The sequence below is a fragment of the Marinobacter sp. DUT-3 genome, assembly GCF_050379435.1.
Classification (GTDB): domain Bacteria; phylum Pseudomonadota; class Gammaproteobacteria; order Pseudomonadales; family Oleiphilaceae; genus Marinobacter.
The window spans coordinates 422,355-441,443 of the sequence record NZ_JBNRMG010000003.1 but is presented as its reverse complement, the minus strand read 5'-3'; the positions used below and the strand labels follow the sequence as shown (position 1 = coordinate 441,443).

Sequence of the window (19,089 nt, the reverse complement as noted above, 5' to 3'; positions counted from 1 at the left end):
ATAGCCGGAATAGTATTTGATAGGTAATATGATAGAAATTACACCAACGTATTATAGTATAAACACTATAAAAATATCAGATCATGAGACGTTATCCCCTTGACCAAGCTTAGCCCACTTCAGAACCTCGACCCGGAAGCCACCCTTATTCTGGATGGCAACGCACAGGTGAAAGGTAAAAACCTGGCAGCCTCAAAGCTGTGCCAGCACTGTCATCACAATGAAGCTGCGGCCTTACTCCCGGTAAACACCCGGGCTTTGGTGAAAGCTTGCCTGGACCAGCAGCGGGCCATTGAATCCGTTGAAAGCCGGGTGGCCGACTGCATCTTGCTGTGGACCTTTATACCGGCGCCCGACACCGGTGAGGTGATTGCACGCGGGCGGAATGCCACCGAAGAGATCCAGGCACGGGACGAGGCGGCCCGCGCCAGCCGGTTGTATCGCCTGATCACCGAGAACACCACAGACCTGATCTCCCGCCACGCCCCCGATGGCCAGTTTATTGATGCCACCCCCGCGTCCTGGCGTTTGCTGGGTTACTGGCCCGAGGAACTTCGCGGCAAACCCCTGGAGGACATCTTTCGGGGAACCGGAGTGAGCCAGCAACTGGAGGAGACCCGCCGCCAGCTCCGGGACGATGGCTACGCCACCATGACCCTGAACATCACCCATCGGGACGGCAGCAAGCGCTGGTTCGAGATCGCCAGCCGTGCCATTCGTGAAACCTACACCGGGGCGGTAATTGAGGTTGTCAGCGTATCGCGGGATATTACTGCGAGGGTGGAATCTGAGGAAAATAACCGCAGACTGGCCGATGAACTGGCCCACACCGCGCGCCTGGCCACCCTCGGCGAGCTGGCATCCAGCATTGCCCATGAGATGAACCAGCCCCTGGCCACCATCGTGAACTTTGCCAGCGCCAGCCAGCGATACCTGAAACAGGCGCGGGACAACCCGGATTGCCTGGACCGGGTGGACGATGGCCTGCAGCGCATCACCCACCACGCCAACCGGGCATCGGAAGTGATCAAGCGCCTGCGTGCATTCCTGCGTAAAGGCCAGAAGCGCACCGCCCCCATCGCGGTCAACGACGTCATCACCAACGTGGCACGCCTGTGCCAGTGGGATGCGGAGAAACACGGCATCACCATCCGGGAGCAGCTTGCAGATCCCGGTCCGGTCATTACCGCCGACCCGGTCTTGTTGGAACAGGTGCTGATCAACCTGATTCGAAACGGCATCGACGCCAACATCGAATCAGCCAATGAGCGCCCATCCCGGATCACCCTTACCACTACCGTCACCGGGGCCCGGGAAACCCTGATCCAGGTCACCGATCAGGGCCCGGGGCTGGACGACGAAGGGCTGCGGCAGATGTTCACGCCGTTCTATACCAGCAAGCCCCAGGGCCTGGGGCTCGGCCTGTCCATGAGCCGCTCCATTATAGAGGGCTTCGGCGGCTTCCTGGACGCTGCCAGGACTGAACAGGGCGGACTGACCCTGACCTGCCGGTTTCCGCCCGCGACATCCTCACGCCATAAACCTGTTCATATAACGGAGACACCCCCACATGACTGACGCTTCCACCACCGTATACGTGGTTGATGACGATGCCGGCATGCTTGAATCCACCCAGTGGCTGTTGGAATCCGTTGGCCTCAACGTCCAGGCGTACGCGGACGGCCGCCAGTTTCTGGAGGCCCTGGCGGACGCCACCAGCGGCTGCGTGATCCTCGACGTAAGAATGCCCGGCCTGGGCGGACTGAATGTGCAGGAAGAATTGCAGAAGCGCGGTTCCCGGCTGCCGATTATCTTTGTGTCCGGGCATGCGGATGTGCCGATTGTCGTGAGAGCCTTCAAGTCAGGCGCCTTCGACTTCATCGAAAAACCGTTCAACGAGCAGCTGTTGCTGGACAGTGTGCAGCAGGCATTGCAGGAACATCAGCAAACCAGCCAGCAGCAACGCGGGGGCGAGGATACCGAAGCGCTGATCGCCACCCTCACCCGACGGGAACGGGACGTGTTCCTGCCGTTGGCCCAGGGTTACACCAGCCGCGAGATTGCCGACATGCTGGATGTCAGTATCAAGACCATCGACCTGTACCGCTCCCGGGTGATGAAACGCCTGGGCGTGGAACGCATGCAGGATGTCACCGGCATCGCTATTGCGGCCGGGCTGATGGATCCGCTGGATCTGCGGGACTCAGCCGTTCAGTGACTGCTCCGCCAGCTCCCCTAGCCTGCGTACGGCACCTTCGATACGTTCGCTCCAGGGATTGGCGCTGTTCAGCCTCAGACAATTGCTGTATTTATCCGCGGTCGAGAACATCAGCCCCGGCGCGACATTGATGTTTTCCTCCCGGGCACGCCGGTAGACCTCGGTGCCGGTATTCTTGCCCGGCAGTTGTACCCAAAGCACAAACCCGCCCTGGGGCCGGCTCACCGCTGTGCCCTCCGGGAACCAACGCGCCACGGCGGTTCGCATCCGCTCCGTGGTCTGCCTGTAGTTCTGTCTGGCCGAACGCAGGTAGCGGTCATAGCTGCCCTGCTCCAGAAAGTGCGCCACCGCCAGTTGCGGGATGCTGGAGGTCGCCAGATTGACGAAGTACTTGTGTTGGCGCGCCTCGGCCATGTAGCGCCCGGGCACCATCCAGCCCAGCCGAAGCCCCGGGGAAATGGTTTTCGAGAAGGAACTGCAGTAAATCACATTACCGGTACGGTCAAAGGCCTTGGCTGGTCGCGGGCGTTCACCGCTATGGAACAGGTCGCCATAGATGTCGTCCTCTATCAGCGGCACCCGCGCATCTTCCAGCATGGTCACCAGCTGGTGCTTGCGCTCATCGGACATGCGCGCGCCCATCGGGTTACTGTGATTGGTCACCACTACGCAGGCTTTGACCGGCCACTGCTCCAACGCCATTTCCAGGCCTTCCAGGCTCAGCCCGTCGGATGGATGGGTAGGCACTTCAATAACCCGCAAGCCCACCACTTCCAACGCGTGAAGAATGCCGGGAAAAGAGGGAGACTCCACCACCACGATATCACCGGGTACGGTCACCGCACGCAGGGCCAGAATGATGGCTTCCTGGGCGCCGTTGGTGGCGAGGATATCGTCTGCAGTCACCGGCACCCCGAGAGCGGCCATGCGCTGGGCCAGCTGGCGCCGGAAGGACTCCTTGCCCGGGAAAGCATAATCCTGATATTCCAGCCCGCGCCGGGCGGCCCAGAGGATGGACTGCTGAATCTGCCGTACCGGCAGAAAATCCGGGTGCGGGACCGCAGCAGCGAGAGGCACCATGCGCTTCTGCTCATCGGCACACAGCTCCAGGGCCATGTCCCGTGCACTGACGGGCACCGGCCTTGCGCGGTATCGACGCATGATCGGCTCAGGCGCATCTTTGGCCGGCAACCGTACAAAGTAGCCACTGCGTTCACGGGCTTCCAGGTACCCCCGGCCCTCCAGGGTCTGGTGCGCTTGCAGAACAGTCGAAATACTCACGCCAAACTGCCGGCTTAATACCCGAACTCCGGGCAAACGTTCGCCTTCGCGATAGACGCCATCGCGAATCAGAGCCTGAAGCTGATCTGCCACCTGATTATAGAGAATACCCATAGCGTTATCCTGCCAAACCTGAGGCAACCACGGGCAGTACAGATGGCCCGGATTCACACCGGTACAGATGACTCAACACCTCATCTGTACCGGTTCAAAAACAGATTATCTGAATCTGTTATGGAAGTCAGCCAGGAAAGACAATGGAGTCATCGTCACAGGAAGAAGGAATTTCTCCATGAACGCATTGAACAGGGCCCTGCCCCACAGCTTTACCCCGCCCCCGCGCAGCAGCACGAAGGATCTGCTGGCGCTGAACCACGTACCGGCCACGCCTGTTACGCTGAAAGGTATGCGCGCAACCCTGCAATGGCTGGACGATCTTGGCTTCCGGGTGGATCGGAAACAACAGGATCACTGGGTGCTCACCCACACCCGTCCCTTGCCGGAACTGCATTTTTACAGTGAAATCGAGCTTGAACGGTTTGCCACCGGAAAAGCCCACCACTACGCTAAACGAATTCTCAGGGAGACATGCCGATGAGCTATCCAATTTATCAGGTAGACGCGTTCACCAGTAATCTGTTCGGCGGCAACCCCGCAGCCGTCATGCCGCTGGAAAGCTGGCTCGAGGACAAGACACTGCAGGCCCTCGCCCTTGAAAACAAACTGTCGGAAACCGCCTACTTCGTGGCAGAGAAAGACGATCCCGAAGTGGACTTTCACATCCGCTGGTTTACGCCGGGCGCCGAAGTGCCCCTGTGCGGCCATGCCACCCTCGCCAGCGCCTGGATCATTTTCAACAAGCTGGGCTGGGAGAAAGACACCGTCCACTTCCGTTCAAAGAGCGGCATCCTTGGCGTCCGCCAGACCGATGATGGCTGGCTGATCCTGGATTTCCCGCGCCTGGACTGGCAGGAACAGCCCACACCGGAGCTCATCACGCAGGCTTTGCCGGGCGCTCCTGATACCGCTCTGTATGTGCCCAATGACACCAACTACCTGGTCGTCCTGGAGTCGGAGCAGGCGGTGATTGATGCCAAACCGGACCTGCGGCTGTTGAAGCAACTGGGCAACCAGGGCCTGATCGTCACCGCCCGGGGCAAGGACTGCGATTTCGTCAGTCGCTATTTTGCGCCGGGCGTGGGCGTTGACGAGGACCCGGTGACCGGTTCTATTCACAGCGTACTGGTTCCGTACTGGGCTGAACGTCTGGAACGCAACACACTCGAGGCCCGGCAACTTTCTGCCCGCGGTGGCGAGTTACGCTGTGAACTGAAAGGCGACCGGGTCGACATAGCTGGGCAAGCCGCGTTCTACATGGAAGGCCAGGTGTACCTCTGACCGGCTGGTTCAGGGACGCACCGCCGTACCCGGCAGACGTCGCCGACGCCAATCCGTATAATCTCCGCACCTTTTAACGGATTGCGGTTATACCATGGCTTCAGACTACGACGTGATTATCATCGGTGCCGGGGCGGCGGGCCTGATGTGCGCCGCCACCGCGGGTTATCGCGGGCGCCGGGTGCTGGTGCTGGACCATGCCAACAAACCGGGCAAGAAGATCCTGATGTCCGGCGGTGGGCGCTGTAATTTCACCAATCTCAACAGCACCCCCGCCAACTTCCTGTCGGAGAATCCCCACTTCTGTATCTCCGCCCTGAAACGCTACACGCCTCAGCATTTTCTGGAACTGGTGGAGCGCCACGGTATCGAGCACGAAGAAAAAGCGGCCGGGCAGCTATTCTGCCGGGACAGCGCCAAGGATATCCTCAACCTGCTACTGACCGAGTGTGAATGGGCCGGCGCCGAGATTCGCATGAAAACCCAGGCGCGAAATATCGTCGCAACATCCGACGGTTACCAGTTGGATACCGGCTCAGGCACCCTGAGTTGCGAATCCCTCGTCGTCGCCTGCGGCGGACTGTCCATTCCCACCATGGGGGCCACAGGCTTCGGTTATGACATCGCAAAGCAATTCGGACTTGAGGTGCTGCCAACTCGTGCGGGCCTGGTGCCCTTTACACTCCATCCGGAGCTGAAACAGCAACTCGCGCCCCTGTCCGGCATCAGCTGCCCGGTGGACGTCAGCTGTCACAATGAGCACTTCCGTGAGCCCATGCTGGTCACCCATCGCGGCCTCAGCGGTCCGGCCATGCTGCAGATTTCCAGCTTCTGGGAGCCGGGTGACAGCCTCGCCGTCAACCTGCTGCCCGCATGCCAGATTCGCGAAGACCTGCTGTCACTGCGCAAAGCCAAACCGCAATCCACCGTAGGCCAGTACCTCGCCCAGCACCTGCCCAAACGGTTTGCCCAGGCTTTCAACGATCTCAATGGCTGGACCGGCCCTCTGCAGGGCTACAAGAATACCGATATCGACCAGGTCGCCAGCACCCTCGGCCAATGGTCCATCAAGCCAGCAGGTACCGAAGGGTATCGTACTGCGGAGGTTACCCTGGGCGGTGTGGACACGCGGCAGCTGTCTTCCAAAACCATGGCAGTACTGGACCAGCCAAACCTGTATTTCATCGGCGAGGTAGTCGATGTGACCGGGCATCTGGGTGGGCATAATTTCCAGTGGGCCTGGGCATCGGGTGTGGCCGCCGGGAATAGCGCCTAGACTCTACAGATATACCCGATTCTGACGAGTCGACCAGTTCAGCAACCGAGTACACGGATGGAAGACGTAGCCAGTCAATTCTTCGACACGAACCAAACCACACTCAATCTGGCCATTGCCTTGCTGCTGGGCGCCATCATTGGCCTCGAAAGAGGCTGGGGAGCTCGGGAAAGGAAAGCGGGGGAGCGTATCGCAGGTATACGCACCTTCGCCCTGATAGGGCTTTTGGGGGGCGTTGCTGCGGTATTGACCGAGGAAGTTACCGAGTGGGCGTTTCCGGTGTTGCTGGCGAGTGTAGTGGCTATGGCGCTGGTGGCGTATAGCGAACGAATGGCACATATTCGCGACTTCAGCATTACCGGCACCGTGGGCATGGTCCTCACATTCTGTTTTGGCGCCATTGCCGTAGCCGTCGACCCTGCCATTGCGGTCGGAGCGGCGGTTATTACCGCCATCATTCTCGACAACAAGCAGTCCATTCACAACGCGCTGAGCCGGCTGAAATCCCACGAACTGGATGCTGCCCTGAAGCTGTTGCTGATTTCCCTGGTCATGTTGCCGCTACTGCCCAACGAAGGCATGGGGCCAGGTGGCGTACTGAACCCCTACGAAATCTGGTGGCTGGTGGTGTTGATCGCATCCATTTCATTTGTCGGTTATTTTGCCATCCGGTTGGCCGGCATGAGCAAAGGCATTCTGTTTACCAGCCTGTTTGCCGGCCTCAGTTCATCCACGGCGCTGACGCTCCACTTTGCACGTCAGGCTTCAACGGCGCCCAATCTCAGCCCTCAGTTTGCAAGCGGTACGCTGATCGCCTGCGGTACCATGTTTCCCCGCATTCTGGCGTACTGTGCACTCATTAACCCGGCACTACTGCCCTCGCTCCTGTGGCCGGTGATCGTGATGTCAGTCCTGCTTTATGGCCCTGCATGGCTGATCTGGAAACGCCATGAAAACCGCCTGGACATACCGCAACCGGAACTGACCCAAAACCCACTGGACCTAAAATCCGCCTTCCTGTTCGGGTTGCTGCTGACGGTTATCCTGCTGCTCGGGGAATATCTGCAGAACTGGTTCGGGGAAGCCGGCGTACTGGTTCTTGCGGCCACCTCGGGGATTGCCGACGTGGATGCCATCACGCTGTCGCTCACCCGCATGTCCCTTGAAGCGATTTCAATGCCGACCGCCGTCATCGGCATCGTGATAGCCGCCGCAGTGAACAACCTGGTCAAGGCGGGCATGTCCGGCAGCATTGGCGGGAAGGAAATGGGCCTTTTGGTCGGAGCGCCCATGGTGATATCTCTCCTGGCGGGGCTCGCCGTTGCCTGGCTGCTGTAGTATTACCGACACTACGTTTGTCAGCGGGCACGCCGGAAAGTGAGGTTGTACCTGAGCTCCCCCGTCAGTGGATGCTGTCCCGGTTTGAGCCGAAGAACCCCATGATAGCTCATCCGGGCCGAGCGACCCCACACCACCACATCACCACTGGTCAGCGTGGTATTTACCGGGCGGTCGCGGCGTCTGGCGCCACCCAATTGAAACGTTGCCGGAACCCCGAGTGATACCGACACGATGGGCTGGGTGAAATCCTTCTCGTCCTTGTCCTGGTGCAGGCCCATTTTAGCGCCGGGCTGGTAACGGTTGATCAGGCAGGCATCCGGCTCAAAGCCGGGATAACCCGCCCCAGTTGCCGCCTCCCGCGCCAGATCCCGAAACACCTTCGGCATCGCTGGCCACGGCTGGCCGCTGCCGGGATCGGAATGCTGGTAGCGGTAGCCCGAGGTATCCGTCACCCAGCCCCACTCCCCGCAACAGGTCATCGCCACCGACATGGTATGACCACCCGGTGTTCGCATGTTCCGGAAAGGCGCCTTTTCGGCAATACCGGCAATGGCCGCCAGCAGCGTTTCCTCCCTTTCCAGTGCGAAATGCCGCAGGACAACCGCATCGTCAGCAATGGTATCTATCCAGGGGTCCTGAAACTCCCCGGCAAACAGGTCAGGAGTTATAGAGAGAGACTTTTTCATAACATTCAAAGAAAAAACGCGGTTCAGGGTCTACCTTTCTACTATCGGAATACGTTCTTCCTGTCCTTCAAGGATCATTGATGTCAGCCAAACACCAGTCGGCCCAGGTTTCCCTGGCTTTCCTGATTGCGTCGGCGATTACCCTGGGCATGCTCATTCTGACCATTGTACTCGTTGGTCAGAGTTTTCGCGGCATGGAATCAGCCAAGGTCACAGCCGCCAGCGCCACCGCAAAACAACTGGCGGTCAGCGTCGATGACCGCATCCGCGCCATCACCGGACCGCCGGCGGCGGCACTCGCGGTACTCAGCCATGACCCACTCGCCGCGACCGACAACCTGGAGCAACGGCTGACCCGTTTACCGGTCATTGCGGACATCCTGACCAGCAGCGATATCGTCAGCGCCGTGTATGCCGGGTACGGCGATGGCGACTTCTTCCTGCTGCGAAAAGTTCGCGAGAGTGAAGTTTCCCGCTTCCCCGACGCACCGCCGAATACCCGGTTCCTGCTACAGACCATCACCCGGGGCAGCGAAGGCGATCGCGATCCCCAGTGGCATTTCTACGATCAGGACCGGACCCTGATCTCCCGCCAGTACCCCGAAACCTATGAGTTCGACCCTCGGGTCCGGCCCTGGTATCAACAGGCCAGGCAATCCGGTGTCACTGAGCTAACCGACCCCTATGTGTTCTTCACCACCCGCGAGACCGGGTTGACCCTCTCTCGCCGCGCCACCGGTGACGGCGACAACGGCGCTGTGTTCGGTGTGGATGTCACCGTATCGGATCTCAGCCAGCAACTGGCCGAACTGCGACACACGCCGGGCACCCGGATTGGCATAGTGAATCATGAAGGGGCGGTGCTGGCCTATTCCAACACTGACCAGCCTCTCAGCACCGACACCACCGAGGCAGGGCCGGTTCAGGTCGACAACCTGCCTCATCCAGCGCTGGCAGATGCCATTGCCCATGCCCAAACGGAAGACGGAAATCACGGTGTCAGCCGCTACACCTCCTCAGACCGTGACTGGTATGGCATGACCGAACCATTGGCGTCGCTCGACGGAGAAGGCCTGACCATTGCGGTCGCCATTCCCGCCGACGAACTGCTGGCCGACGTCTGGAGCGCCCTGTCACGACAGACGGTAATGGCTGGAGCCATTGCCCTGCTGTTGCTGATCATCGGCTGGCTGCTGGGCCGCCGCGTCGGAAAGCCCCTGGAGCGACTGACCGACCGGGTCAGTTCGTTGTCCCGTTTCCGCTTTGATACCCCGATCAAGGTGGATTCCCATATCCGTGAAGCCCGGCAACTCAGTGTGGCGCTGGACGACATGGCCAGTGCCATTCACAGTTTCCAGAACATCGCCACTGTCCTGAACCGGGGGCAGGACCTGAATACCCTGCTCCGCGACATCCTCGACCAGATTGTGCACATCGTCGGCCAGAACCGGGGTGCTATCTACCTGTTCAGCCGGCAAAACAGCGAACTGACCCTCGCCGTCGACAGAGATCTCCATCTGCCGACCACCATTACCGCTGTGACCACCGATGCGGATGACAGCGACATCATCAGACACCTGCGCCAGCACCTGCCCGGGCATCCGGTGTTCGCCATTCTCCGCAACCGTCGGAAACAGTTGATCGGCGCCATGGTTATTGAAATGGAGCACGGGGATCACACCCACCTCGGCGACGACCTGATTGTGTTCGTCGATGAAATAGCCGGCTCCGCCGCCGTCGCCATTGAAACCCGCGAGCTGATCGAGAGCCAGCAGGCCCTGCTGGAGGGCATTATCCGCCTGGTGGCCAACGCCATTGACGCCAAATCACCCTACACCGGCGGCCATTGTGACCGGGTCCCCAAGCTGGCCCAGATGCTGGTTGATGAGGCAGAGAAAAGCACCGAAGCGCCGTTCCGCGATTTTCAGCTCAATGAAGAACAACGCTACGAATTCCACCTTGCCGCCTGGCTGCACGACTGCGGCAAGATCACCAGCCCCGAATACGTGGTGGACAAAGCCGTCAAACTGGAAACCATCCACAATCGCATCCATGACATCCGCACCCGCTTCGAGGTGCTGTACCGGGATGCCGAAATCGCCTGCCTGAGCGCCATCCTGAACGGAGAAGACGCAGACCAGGCCCGCCAGCAGCGGGATCAGATGCAGCAGACCCTGCAGGAGGAGTTCGCGTTCATCGCCAAAGCCAACATTGGTGGCGAATTCATGGACGAGGCCGACATTGCCCGTATCCGGAGCATTGCCCTGCGCCCCTGGCAGAGACATTTCAGCGACCGTATCGGCCTTTCCACTGATGAGCGCCAGGCCCTGAAAGGTGCCCCTGAGGAGAACCTGCCGGCCACCGAAACGCTGCTGGCCGACAAGCCATCACACCTGCGCGCATGGGGCGATCAGGTGCCGCCGGTGCAAAAGGACGATCCCCGCAACCGCTGGGGCTTTGATATGGAATTGCCCGAGTACGCGTTCAACCGGGGGGAAATCCACAACCTGACAATTGCCAAAGGCACCCTGACGGACGAAGAGCGTTTCAAGATCAACGAACACATCGTCCAGACCATCTGCATGCTCGACACTTTGCCCCTGCCCGACCGACTGGCCAATGTGCCCCACCTCGCCGGCACCCATCATGAGCGAATGGATGGTAAGGGCTACCCCTGCAGGCTCACCAGTGAAGAGATGGGGATTCCCGAACGCATTATGGCGGTGGCCGATGTGTTCGAGGCGCTGACGGCCGTTGACCGACCCTATAAGGAAGGCAAAACCCTCACTCAGGCTCTGACCATCATGTCGCGCATGGTGGACGAGGGCCATATCGACCGGACCGTGTTCGAGCTGTTTGTACGGTCGGGAACCTACCGGCGCTATGGAGAACAACACCTTAGGCCGGAACAGATTGATGAGGTCGATGAAAGCCAGTTCATGAAAACTGACTGAAAACCCGTATACTTTGCGACTGATCTATCGTTTCTGAAGGGATATCCATGCTGTTTGCAATCATAATTGGTGGTCTGATCGGGTACGCGTTTGGCAAATTCCCCGGCTTTCTTATCGGCGCGGCCCTCGGCGCGTTTCTCATGCAGCGCCTGAAAAGCCGCCTGCTGGGCAAGCTCCAGAACATACAGTTGGGCTTCGTGGACTCGGTTTTTGCCGTCATGGGCGCCCTGTGTAAAGCCGACGGCGTTGTCAGCCGGGATGAAATCCAGATGGCGGAATCCCTGTTCGTGCGCTTCCGGCTGTCGGAAGAACAAAAAGCCTCCGCCAAGGCCGCCTTCAACCGGGGCAAGGAACCGGACTTCGACCTGGAGGCCGAGTTGAGTCACTTCCTGCGGATCAGTGGCGGGCAGCCGGCATTGCTGCAGATGTTTCTCCAGGTGCAGGTATCCGCAGTCGCGGCCGATGGCGTAGTGCATCCCGCCGAGCATGAAATGCTGGTGCGAATCGCTCGCGGGCTGGGACTGCCGGAAAGCCAGGTGGATCAACTGGAAGCCATGCTTCGCGGCGCCCACGCCGGCCAGGCCGGCGGTGCACGCCCCTCATCGGCACAACAGGTCGACGACGCCTACAAGGCCCTTGGGGTATCCCCCTCCGCCAGCGATGAAGAAATCAAGAAAGCCTACCGCAAGCTGATGAGTGAAAATCACCCGGACAAACTGGCCGGGCGTGGTCTTCCGGAAAGCATGCGGGAAATGGCCGAAGAACGGACACGGGAAATCAGCCACGCCTACGATGTCATCAAGGACGCCAGAAAATGACCATGCGGGAACAGCCAGACAGCATCCATGCCTTTCAGGACGATGCCCTGGGACATCACGATGCCACCGCGCTGGCTGACCTGATTCGCCGGGGCGAGCTGTCTGTGGCCGAGGTTACCGCTGCGGCCATCGCCCGTGCACGCCAGGTTGAACCGTTTATTCAGGGCATCGCGTATGAGGCCTTTGACCAGGCCCGGAAGCGCACGGCAACCGGCGGCTTCTTCCACGGGGTTCCCACCTTTATCAAGGACAACACCGATGTCGCGGGCATGCCGACCTGCCATGGTTCGGAAGCCGTGCCATCCCGGGTGGCGACCAAAACCAGTCCGCTCGCCGAACAGATGCTGGCCCAGGGTTATGTGTGCCTCGGCAAGAGCACACTACCGGAATTCGGTTTCAACGCTTCCACCGAACACGCCAGCGCACCACCGTCACGAAATCCCTGGAACCTCGCCTATTCCACCGGCGCCTCCTCCGGTGGCTCCGCCGCGCTGGTGGCCGCCGGCGTGGTGCCTCTGGCCCACGCTAACGACGGTGGCGGCTCCATCCGGATACCCGCTGCCTGCTGTGGGTTGATCGGCCTGAAACCCAGCCGCGGCCGCCTGGTGGATAATGACGCGGCCAAATCCCTACCCATCAATATCGTCAGTGACGGCGTGGTGACCCGCAGCGTTCGTGATACCGCCCGCTTCTACGCCGAGGCGGAAAAGCACTACCGCAACCACAAGCTGCCGGAAATCGGCATGGTCGAGGGGCCGTCGCAGCGTTCCATGACCATCGGCCTGGTGCTGGATTCCATCAACGGTCATGCCACTGACAGGGCAACCCGCGAGACGGTAGAGCATACCGCACGTTTACTGGAAGGCATGGGGCACCGCGTTGTACCAATGGATGTGCCCATCGCGTCTTCGTTCCCGGACGACTTCGCCCGCTACTGGGGCATGCTGGCGTTTGGCGTCCGGGCCAGCGGCCGGAAGCTGATGCATCCAGAATTCGACAAATCCCGGGTGGACAGCCTGACCAGGGGACTCGACAGAATGTTCCGCCGGCAGCTCCACAAGCTCCCTGCTACCCTGTGGCGGCTTCGCCGCAGTTACCATGACTATGCCAGGGCAGTCGCCGGCTTTGACGCCATTCTGACCCCGGCACTCGGTCACACCACGCCGGAAATAGGTTACCTGAACCCGGAGCAGGATTTTGACACCCTGTTCGAGCGCCTCACCCGCTATGTCAGTTTCACGCCTCTGGCAAACGCCACCGGAGCCCCGGCGATCGCTGTTCCCATGGGGCAAACCGACAATAACCTACCGGTTGCAGCTCACCTGATGGGTCGCCACGGCGGTGAACAAACTCTGCTAGAGTTAGCGTATTCCCTGGAGGAGGAATATTCTCTCTACTATGCATGAACACTCTACCTTTGTGAGCTATCACAAGGCCCTGATGGAGTTAAGCCACAACTCCGGCTTTATCAGGCAACAAAGACACCACAAACTTTCAGCGTTAACGGCCCTTTGTGGACGCCTGCTGGAGGTGGAGAGGGTGAGCGTGTGGTATTTCCCCCCGGAGCGGGACCGGATTACCTGCGAATGCCTGTATGACCAGCGCCATGAGCCAAAAGCCCGTCAGCAAAGCGTCGCCTCTTACGAAGAGGACCTGAGTCCGGTCAGCCTCTATCGCTCTGACCATCCAAGCTATTTTCAGGCCATCGTCGAGGAACGGATTCTGGCGGTCAATGACGCGCGCAACGATTCCCGAACCGCCAGCTTCAACTCGGATTACCTGCCATCGGTCGGGATCCACTCCATGCTCGACGCTCCGGTATTCGATGGGTCCCGCCTGAGCGGCGTGGTGTGCCTGGAAGCCTGTCATCCGAGGGAATGGACACTTCCGGAGCTCTCATTTGCCATATCCATTGCCGACACCATCAGTCTTATCAACACCCACGAAGCCTGGATTAACTCAAAAAGAGCGCTGGATTTCATCTCCCGGTTCGACACACTCACCGGGCTCGCCAATATTGATTCCCTGAAAAATCGGGTGATTCACCTGGCGGAAAAAATCCAGCGGCGTAAAACCGGCAGCCTGGCGCTGATCTGGGTCGACGTGGACCGCCTGAAAGCCATAAACGACGGCCTGGGACCGCAGGCCGGAGACAGCGTTATTGCGGAGATTGGTCAGCGTCTCAAGGCACTGCGTCTTGAGGGCAAGGACCTGCTGGCTCGCATCGGCGGCGACGAGTTTGCAATACTGATCCGTCACCACACCCAGGCAGACGTCCTGAACGACACGACAGACCGCATCCTTATGGCCATAGGGCAACCCATACGGGTGGCGGGTCAATCCCTGAACATCAGTGCCAGCCTGGGCATCTGCCATCTCCCGGAAGATTGCCTGGAACCACAGGAACTGCTGCGAGGCGCGGAAGCCGCCATGTACCACGCCAAAAACCTCGGCCGGGCACGGGCCACCGTTTTTGATTCCGCCATCCAGGTCAGCGCCCAGTCGAGATTCGCCCTGGAGCGAGAGTTGCGGGCAGCCATCAGCAGTTACGCCCTGGATGTGTTCTACCAGCCCATTGTGGACCAATCGGGAGAAAAGATGGTGTGCATGGAAGCCCTGGTACGCTGGAATCACCCGCAGCGGGGGTGGCTGTCTCCCATAGAGTTCCTGGACATTGCCCGCGGCAGCGACCTGATGTACGCCCTGGGCGAATGCGTACTGCGCAGGGTTTGTGAAGACTGGGCCAAGGCAGACTCAGCGGGCATTAAGCTCCCCATCATCTCGGTCAACCTGTCTGCCGAACAGGTGCTGACCATCGACCTACCTGACCGCATAAAAGAAATATGCGCCAAGCAACGGATGCCGGTCAGTGCATTGCAGTTTGAAGTCACCGAAGACTCCATTCAGGGGGATTTCAACAATTTAGCGGGCGTGCTGGAAACTCTGGTCAATGACGGCGCAAAGCTCGCCATTGATGACTTTGGTACCGGTTATTCCTCACTGGCACGACTGAAGGGCCTGCCGTTCTCTCATATCAAAATCGACCGGTCGTTTATCAACCATCTTCCCGATGACGAAAACGACTGTGCGATCACCCTTTCCATTATCGGCCTGGCCCGCGGGCTGGGGCTGTCTGTGGTGGCCGAGGGCGTAGAGACCGAGGCCCACGAACAATGGCTGATTGAAAAGGGATGCGACTTTCTCCAGGGCTATCTATACAGCAAGCCCCTGCCCTTCCCTGAACTGATGGAACGTTATTTTTCGGCTGAGTTACGCTGAATTTCCTTCCAGGCCACTGAATGCGCCGTCGTGCTGATCACAAAACCCGGGAAACAGCTCAAGTGCCCGGATAAAGCTCTGCTCCAGCGGGCAGCGGATGCTCATCATTGTGCCCGTGGCCGGGTGTGCAAAGGCAATGCCGGTAGCGGCCAGTAACAGCCGGCCCTCACCAAAGCGCTTGGCGAAATATCGATTATGGCGACCGCGCCCATGATTGGCATCACCAATGATGGGATGACTGATGTGCTTCATGTGCCGTCGTAGCTGGTGTTTCCGGCCGGTTTTCGGTTCCAGCTCCACCACGGCGTACCGGCTGGTGGGATAGGTTTCCACCGCCACGGGAATTTCCGTCGTGGCCAACCGCCGATAATGGGTCAGCGCGTCACGAACCGGTTGAGCCTGTCCCTTCAGACGCCGGTCTTCAGGCTCCTCTTTCAGGGGGTGATCAATCACCCCCTGCTCCGGGGGCCAGCCACGCACCACCGCCAGATAGGTCTTGCTCACTTCTCCCGCCATCATTTGCAGGCCCAGTTGCCTCGCCGCCTCCGGGTCACGGGCAAACACCAACACACCGGAAGTCGGCCGATCCAGCCGATGCACCGGGTACACATGCTCCCCGCCGTTCAACGCCCGCGCATACTGCAGGGCGAACTCAGTTTCATGCCGGTCGATGGGGCTCCGGTGCACCAGCAGACCTGCCGGTTTGTGCACCACCAGCAGTTGGGCATCCCGATACAGTTCCGTCAGGGGGTTGTGCTCAAACGTCATCGTCTGATGATCCCCCTGACCCTGTGCCCCACCCGGTCACCCAGAACCAGCAGCGCCGGGGTCAATAGCAAGGTCAGGATGGTCGCAAAGGTCAGGCCGCCGGCAATGGCACTGGACAGTTGGGTCCACCACTGGGTGGATGGCGCCCCGATGCCGAGGGACGGGGTCAGCAAATCCACGTTGACGCCCAGCACCATGGGCATCAGGCCCAGCACCGTGGTGACCGCCGTCAGCAATACCGGCCGCAAACGCAGACAACCGGTTTCCAGTGCTGCTTCGAAGGCCTCAAGGCCGCTCTTTCGCATTTGATTGTAGGTGTCGATCAGGATGATGTTGTTGTTCACCACAATCCCGGCCAGGGCAATGATCCCCATGCCCACCATGACAATGCCAAATGACTGACCATTCAGCAGCAGTCCCAACAGGACCCCTGCCGTGGAAAGCACAATCGCAGACAGGATCAGGAAAGTCTGGTAAAGGGAATTGAACTGGGTCACCAGTATCAACAACATCAGCGCGATGGCTACCAGGAAGGCAGTGGTCAGAAAGTTGGCCGCCTGCTGCTGGTCCTGGTTTTCCCCTGCCACCTGAACGGTCACACCTTCCGGCGGCTCCGGCATGTCTGCCTGCAGGCTGCGCAGCAATTCATCCACTCGGCGACCGGGCTCAATATCCGATTTGATGGTCACCGTGCGCTGACCATCCACCCGGACAATGCTGCCGGTCTTCTGCCCCGGTTCCAGGGACACAAACTCCGACAACGGCGCCTGACCTCGACTGGTGTGGATGGTCTGGCGCTGGAACTGGTCCAGTTCGCGCCAGTTGTTAGGCACCCGCACCGCGATGTCCACTTCGTCCCGCACGTCCTCCGGCCGGTACGTTGCCAGGACCAGGCCGTTGGTGATCAATCGCACGGCGCTCCCGACACTCAGAACATCGGTACCAAAGCGGGCCGCCGATTCACGATCCACCTGCAACTGCCATTCAATGCCCGGCAGGCTTCGGTCGTCTTCAATATCCACAAAACCGCTCATGGCGGACATGCGGTCCTGAATCTGGTCCACGTAGCTGTTGAGCTTTTCACTGTCCATGCTGCTCACTTTCAGCTCCACCGGCTTGCCATCCGCCGGACCGCCCTCCTGCTTGCGGAACTCCAGCTCAATTCCGGGGATGTCCTCGGTACGCGCCCGAAAGTCCTCCAGAATCTCGTTTGCGGGCCGCCGGGTGAACCAGTCGGTAAACTGGAACTGCAACACCCCTACCACGTCCGGAGCCATCTGATTGCCCGCACTCACCATCGAACGGGCATAAAGCGCCTTGACCTCCGGCATGCCCTGCAGCCGTTCCTCTACCTCGCGGACGATACTGTCCCGCTCCCATATTGACAGGTCTCCCCGGGCCCGGACCTGCACCTGGGCAGAGTCAGGCTCCACACTGGGGAAAAATTCCACGCCGTGGTTGAACTTCGCATAGCCGGCATAAATCACAATAATCAGCCCCAGCACGCCCAGCAGTGTCAGGCCGGGACGGCCCAGTAAAGTGGCCAGCACCTTGCGGTAGCCGGCCATCATGGCGCCGCCGCCCATGGACTGCCGGGCCCGCTTGCCGCCACTGACAGCCCCCAGTACCGGCAGGAACACCAGCGCCATCAGCAGCGAGGCCGCCAGGCAGATAATCACCGTGGTGGGCAGGAACTTCATGAACTCACCCACCACGCCCGGCCAGAACAGCAACGGCGCAAATACCGCCAGGGTGGTTGCGGTGGACGCAATGATCGGCCAGGCCATACGACTTGCCGCCTCCGCCCAGGCGGACCGGACGCCCAACCCTTCCGACAGGTTTCTGTCCGCCAGTTCCGATACCACGATGGCGCCATCCACCAGCATGCCGGCGACCAGGATCAGGCTGAACAGAACAACGATATTGAGGGTCAGCCCCATGCCCCAGATCACCAGGATGCCAGTCAGGAATGCACCGGGGATGGTCAGACCCACCAGTACCGCCGAACGCGGCCCCATGGCGGCGATGACCACAATGATGACCAGTACGATGGCGGTCAGTACGTTGTTCAGGAGGTCGCTGAGGATGTCGCGGACTTCCGTGGACTGATCCATGATGTAGCGAACATCCAGCTCCTCCGGCAGTTCGGAGTCCGCCGCCTCGATCAGCCCCCGGACCTGGGCGATGGTTTCGATGATGTTGGCGCCTGCCCGTTTGGAGACTTCCAGCACCAGCGCGGGCTCACCATTGATGCGGGCAAATCCGGTCGGGTCCTTGAAGGTACGCTGCAACATGGCCACGTCGCCAAAGGTGACCACCGTGTTGCCGTCCACCTTGATCGGCATGGACATCACATCTTCAATGTTCTCGATCACCCCGGGTACTTTCATCGCCATCCGCCCGGCGCCAGTGTCCAGGCTGCCGGCTGCCACCAGCTGGTTGTTGCGGGAAACCAGGGTGGCCAGCTGGTCGAAATCAACCCCGTAGCTTTCCAGCACCTGGGGGTCCACCACCACCTCCAGCAGGTCTTCCCGGTCGCCGCCGATGTCCACTTCCAGCACTTCCGGAATACCCTCAATGGCATCCTGAAGCCGTCGTGCAATGGTGATCAGCTCCCGCTCCGACAATGGGCCGGAAAGCCCGACCGACAGCACCGGGAACAGGGACACGTTGATTTCATTCACCCGGGGCTCATCCGCTTCCTGGGGGATCTTCGCGCGGGCAGTATCGACTTTCTCCCGCACGTCCTGAAGGGCCTTGTCAGGATCGAAGCCGGCATCAAATTCCAGCATCACCGAGGCGTGCCCTTCCGAGGCTGTCCCTTTCATTTCCTTGACGCCTTCCAGTGAGCGCAGCTCCTGCTCCATCGGCCGCACCAGCAAGCGCTCGCCGTCTTCCGGGCTGATCCCCTCCAGTGTCATGGAGACATAGATCATCGGAATGGTGACATCCGGGTTGGCTTCCTTGGGAATACTATAGAAAGCCGCAATGCCCCCAAGAATGAGGAAGGTCAGGGTCAGAAGACTGGTGCGGCTGCGGTCCATGGCCGCAAGAATCAGTGTGCGCATGC

14 protein-coding genes are annotated in these 19,089 nt (G+C 60.0%); 10 read left to right on the top strand and 4 right to left on the bottom strand.

Going from position 1 to position 19,089, the window contains the following annotated elements; genetic code table 11:
• The first annotated feature begins 99 nt into the window (after positions 1-99).
• Complete coding sequence (locus ACQUWM_RS07435) at positions 100-1,578, top strand: sensor histidine kinase (protein WP_428921705.1); 1,479 nt, start codon at positions 100-102, stop codon at positions 1,576-1,578.
• Entirely contained in the window at positions 1,571-2,218 is a 648-nt protein-coding gene (locus tag ACQUWM_RS07430) for a response regulator transcription factor (RefSeq protein ID WP_428921704.1), read from the top strand. Before ACQUWM_RS07435 ends, ACQUWM_RS07430 begins: the two co-directional genes overlap by 8 nt.
• On the opposite strand, the gene ACQUWM_RS07425 is transcribed toward ACQUWM_RS07430, so the two are convergent.
• Positions 2,204-3,613, bottom strand: coding sequence for a PLP-dependent aminotransferase family protein (locus ACQUWM_RS07425; protein ID WP_428921703.1), 1,410 nt, complete (start codon positions 3,611-3,613; stop codon positions 2,204-2,206). The two genes, ACQUWM_RS07430 and ACQUWM_RS07425, sit on opposite strands and share 15 nt — an antisense overlap.
• Positions 3,614-3,791: 178 nt before the next feature.
• Between ACQUWM_RS07425 and ACQUWM_RS07420 the strand changes: the two genes are divergently transcribed.
• The 4 genes from ACQUWM_RS07420 (at position 3,792) to ACQUWM_RS07405 (ending at position 7,511) form a co-directional block, all read left to right on the top strand.
• On the top strand, positions 3,792-4,097 hold the full coding sequence (locus ACQUWM_RS07420) for a hypothetical protein (protein ID WP_428921702.1): 306 nt from the start codon (positions 3,792-3,794) through the stop codon (positions 4,095-4,097).
• Positions 4,094-4,897, top strand: a complete 804-nt coding sequence (locus ACQUWM_RS07415) for a PhzF family phenazine biosynthesis protein (protein ID WP_428921701.1) — start codon at positions 4,094-4,096, stop codon at positions 4,895-4,897. The genes ACQUWM_RS07420 and ACQUWM_RS07415 overlap by 4 nt, the downstream gene beginning before the upstream one ends.
• 94 nt (positions 4,898-4,991) lie before the next feature.
• Positions 4,992-6,173 (top strand): NAD(P)/FAD-dependent oxidoreductase, encoded by a 1,182-nt coding sequence (locus tag ACQUWM_RS07410; RefSeq protein WP_428921700.1) that lies wholly within the window; start codon positions 4,992-4,994, stop codon positions 6,171-6,173.
• Positions 6,174-6,230: 57 nt separating this feature from the next.
• Complete coding sequence (locus ACQUWM_RS07405) at positions 6,231-7,511, top strand: MgtC/SapB family protein (protein ID WP_428921699.1); 1,281 nt, start codon at positions 6,231-6,233, stop codon at positions 7,509-7,511.
• Positions 7,512-7,531: 20 nt separating this feature from the next.
• Here ACQUWM_RS07405 and alkB read toward each other — a convergent pair whose 3' ends face one another.
• On the bottom strand, positions 7,532-8,200 hold the full coding sequence (gene alkB, locus ACQUWM_RS07400) for a DNA oxidative demethylase AlkB (RefSeq protein WP_428921698.1): 669 nt from the start codon (positions 8,198-8,200) through the stop codon (positions 7,532-7,534).
• An 80-nt stretch (positions 8,201-8,280) separates the two neighbouring features.
• Between alkB and ACQUWM_RS07395 the strand changes: the two genes are divergently transcribed.
• The 4 genes from ACQUWM_RS07395 to ACQUWM_RS07380 are packed head-to-tail and all read left to right on the top strand — an operon-like array spanning position 8,281 to position 15,251.
• Positions 8,281-11,154, top strand: coding sequence for an HD domain-containing phosphohydrolase (locus ACQUWM_RS07395; RefSeq protein ID WP_428921697.1), 2,874 nt, complete (start codon positions 8,281-8,283; stop codon positions 11,152-11,154).
• 47 nt (positions 11,155-11,201) lie between these two features.
• Positions 11,202-11,972 (top strand): co-chaperone DjlA, encoded by a 771-nt coding sequence (gene djlA, locus ACQUWM_RS07390; protein WP_428921696.1) that lies wholly within the window; start codon positions 11,202-11,204, stop codon positions 11,970-11,972.
• Entirely contained in the window at positions 11,969-13,378 is a 1,410-nt protein-coding gene (locus tag ACQUWM_RS07385; RefSeq protein WP_428921695.1) for an amidase, read from the top strand. Before djlA ends, ACQUWM_RS07385 begins: the two co-directional genes overlap by 4 nt.
• Positions 13,371-15,251, top strand: coding sequence for a sensor domain-containing phosphodiesterase (locus ACQUWM_RS07380; RefSeq protein WP_428921694.1), 1,881 nt, complete (start codon positions 13,371-13,373; stop codon positions 15,249-15,251). The genes ACQUWM_RS07385 and ACQUWM_RS07380 overlap by 8 nt, the downstream gene beginning before the upstream one ends.
• On the opposite strand, the gene ACQUWM_RS07375 is transcribed toward ACQUWM_RS07380, so the two are convergent.
• Both ACQUWM_RS07375 and ACQUWM_RS07370 read right to left on the bottom strand, forming a co-directional pair.
• Positions 15,243-16,019 carry a pseudouridine synthase gene (locus tag ACQUWM_RS07375; RefSeq protein WP_428921693.1) on the bottom strand — a complete coding sequence of 259 codons (777 nt, stop codon included), beginning with the start codon at positions 16,017-16,019 and terminating at the stop codon, positions 15,243-15,245. The two genes, ACQUWM_RS07380 and ACQUWM_RS07375, sit on opposite strands and share 9 nt — an antisense overlap.
• Entirely contained in the window at positions 16,016-19,087 is a 3,072-nt protein-coding gene (locus ACQUWM_RS07370; protein WP_428921692.1) for an efflux RND transporter permease subunit, read from the bottom strand. The genes ACQUWM_RS07375 and ACQUWM_RS07370 overlap by 4 nt, the downstream gene beginning before the upstream one ends.
• Positions 19,088-19,089: the final 2 nt, after the last annotated feature.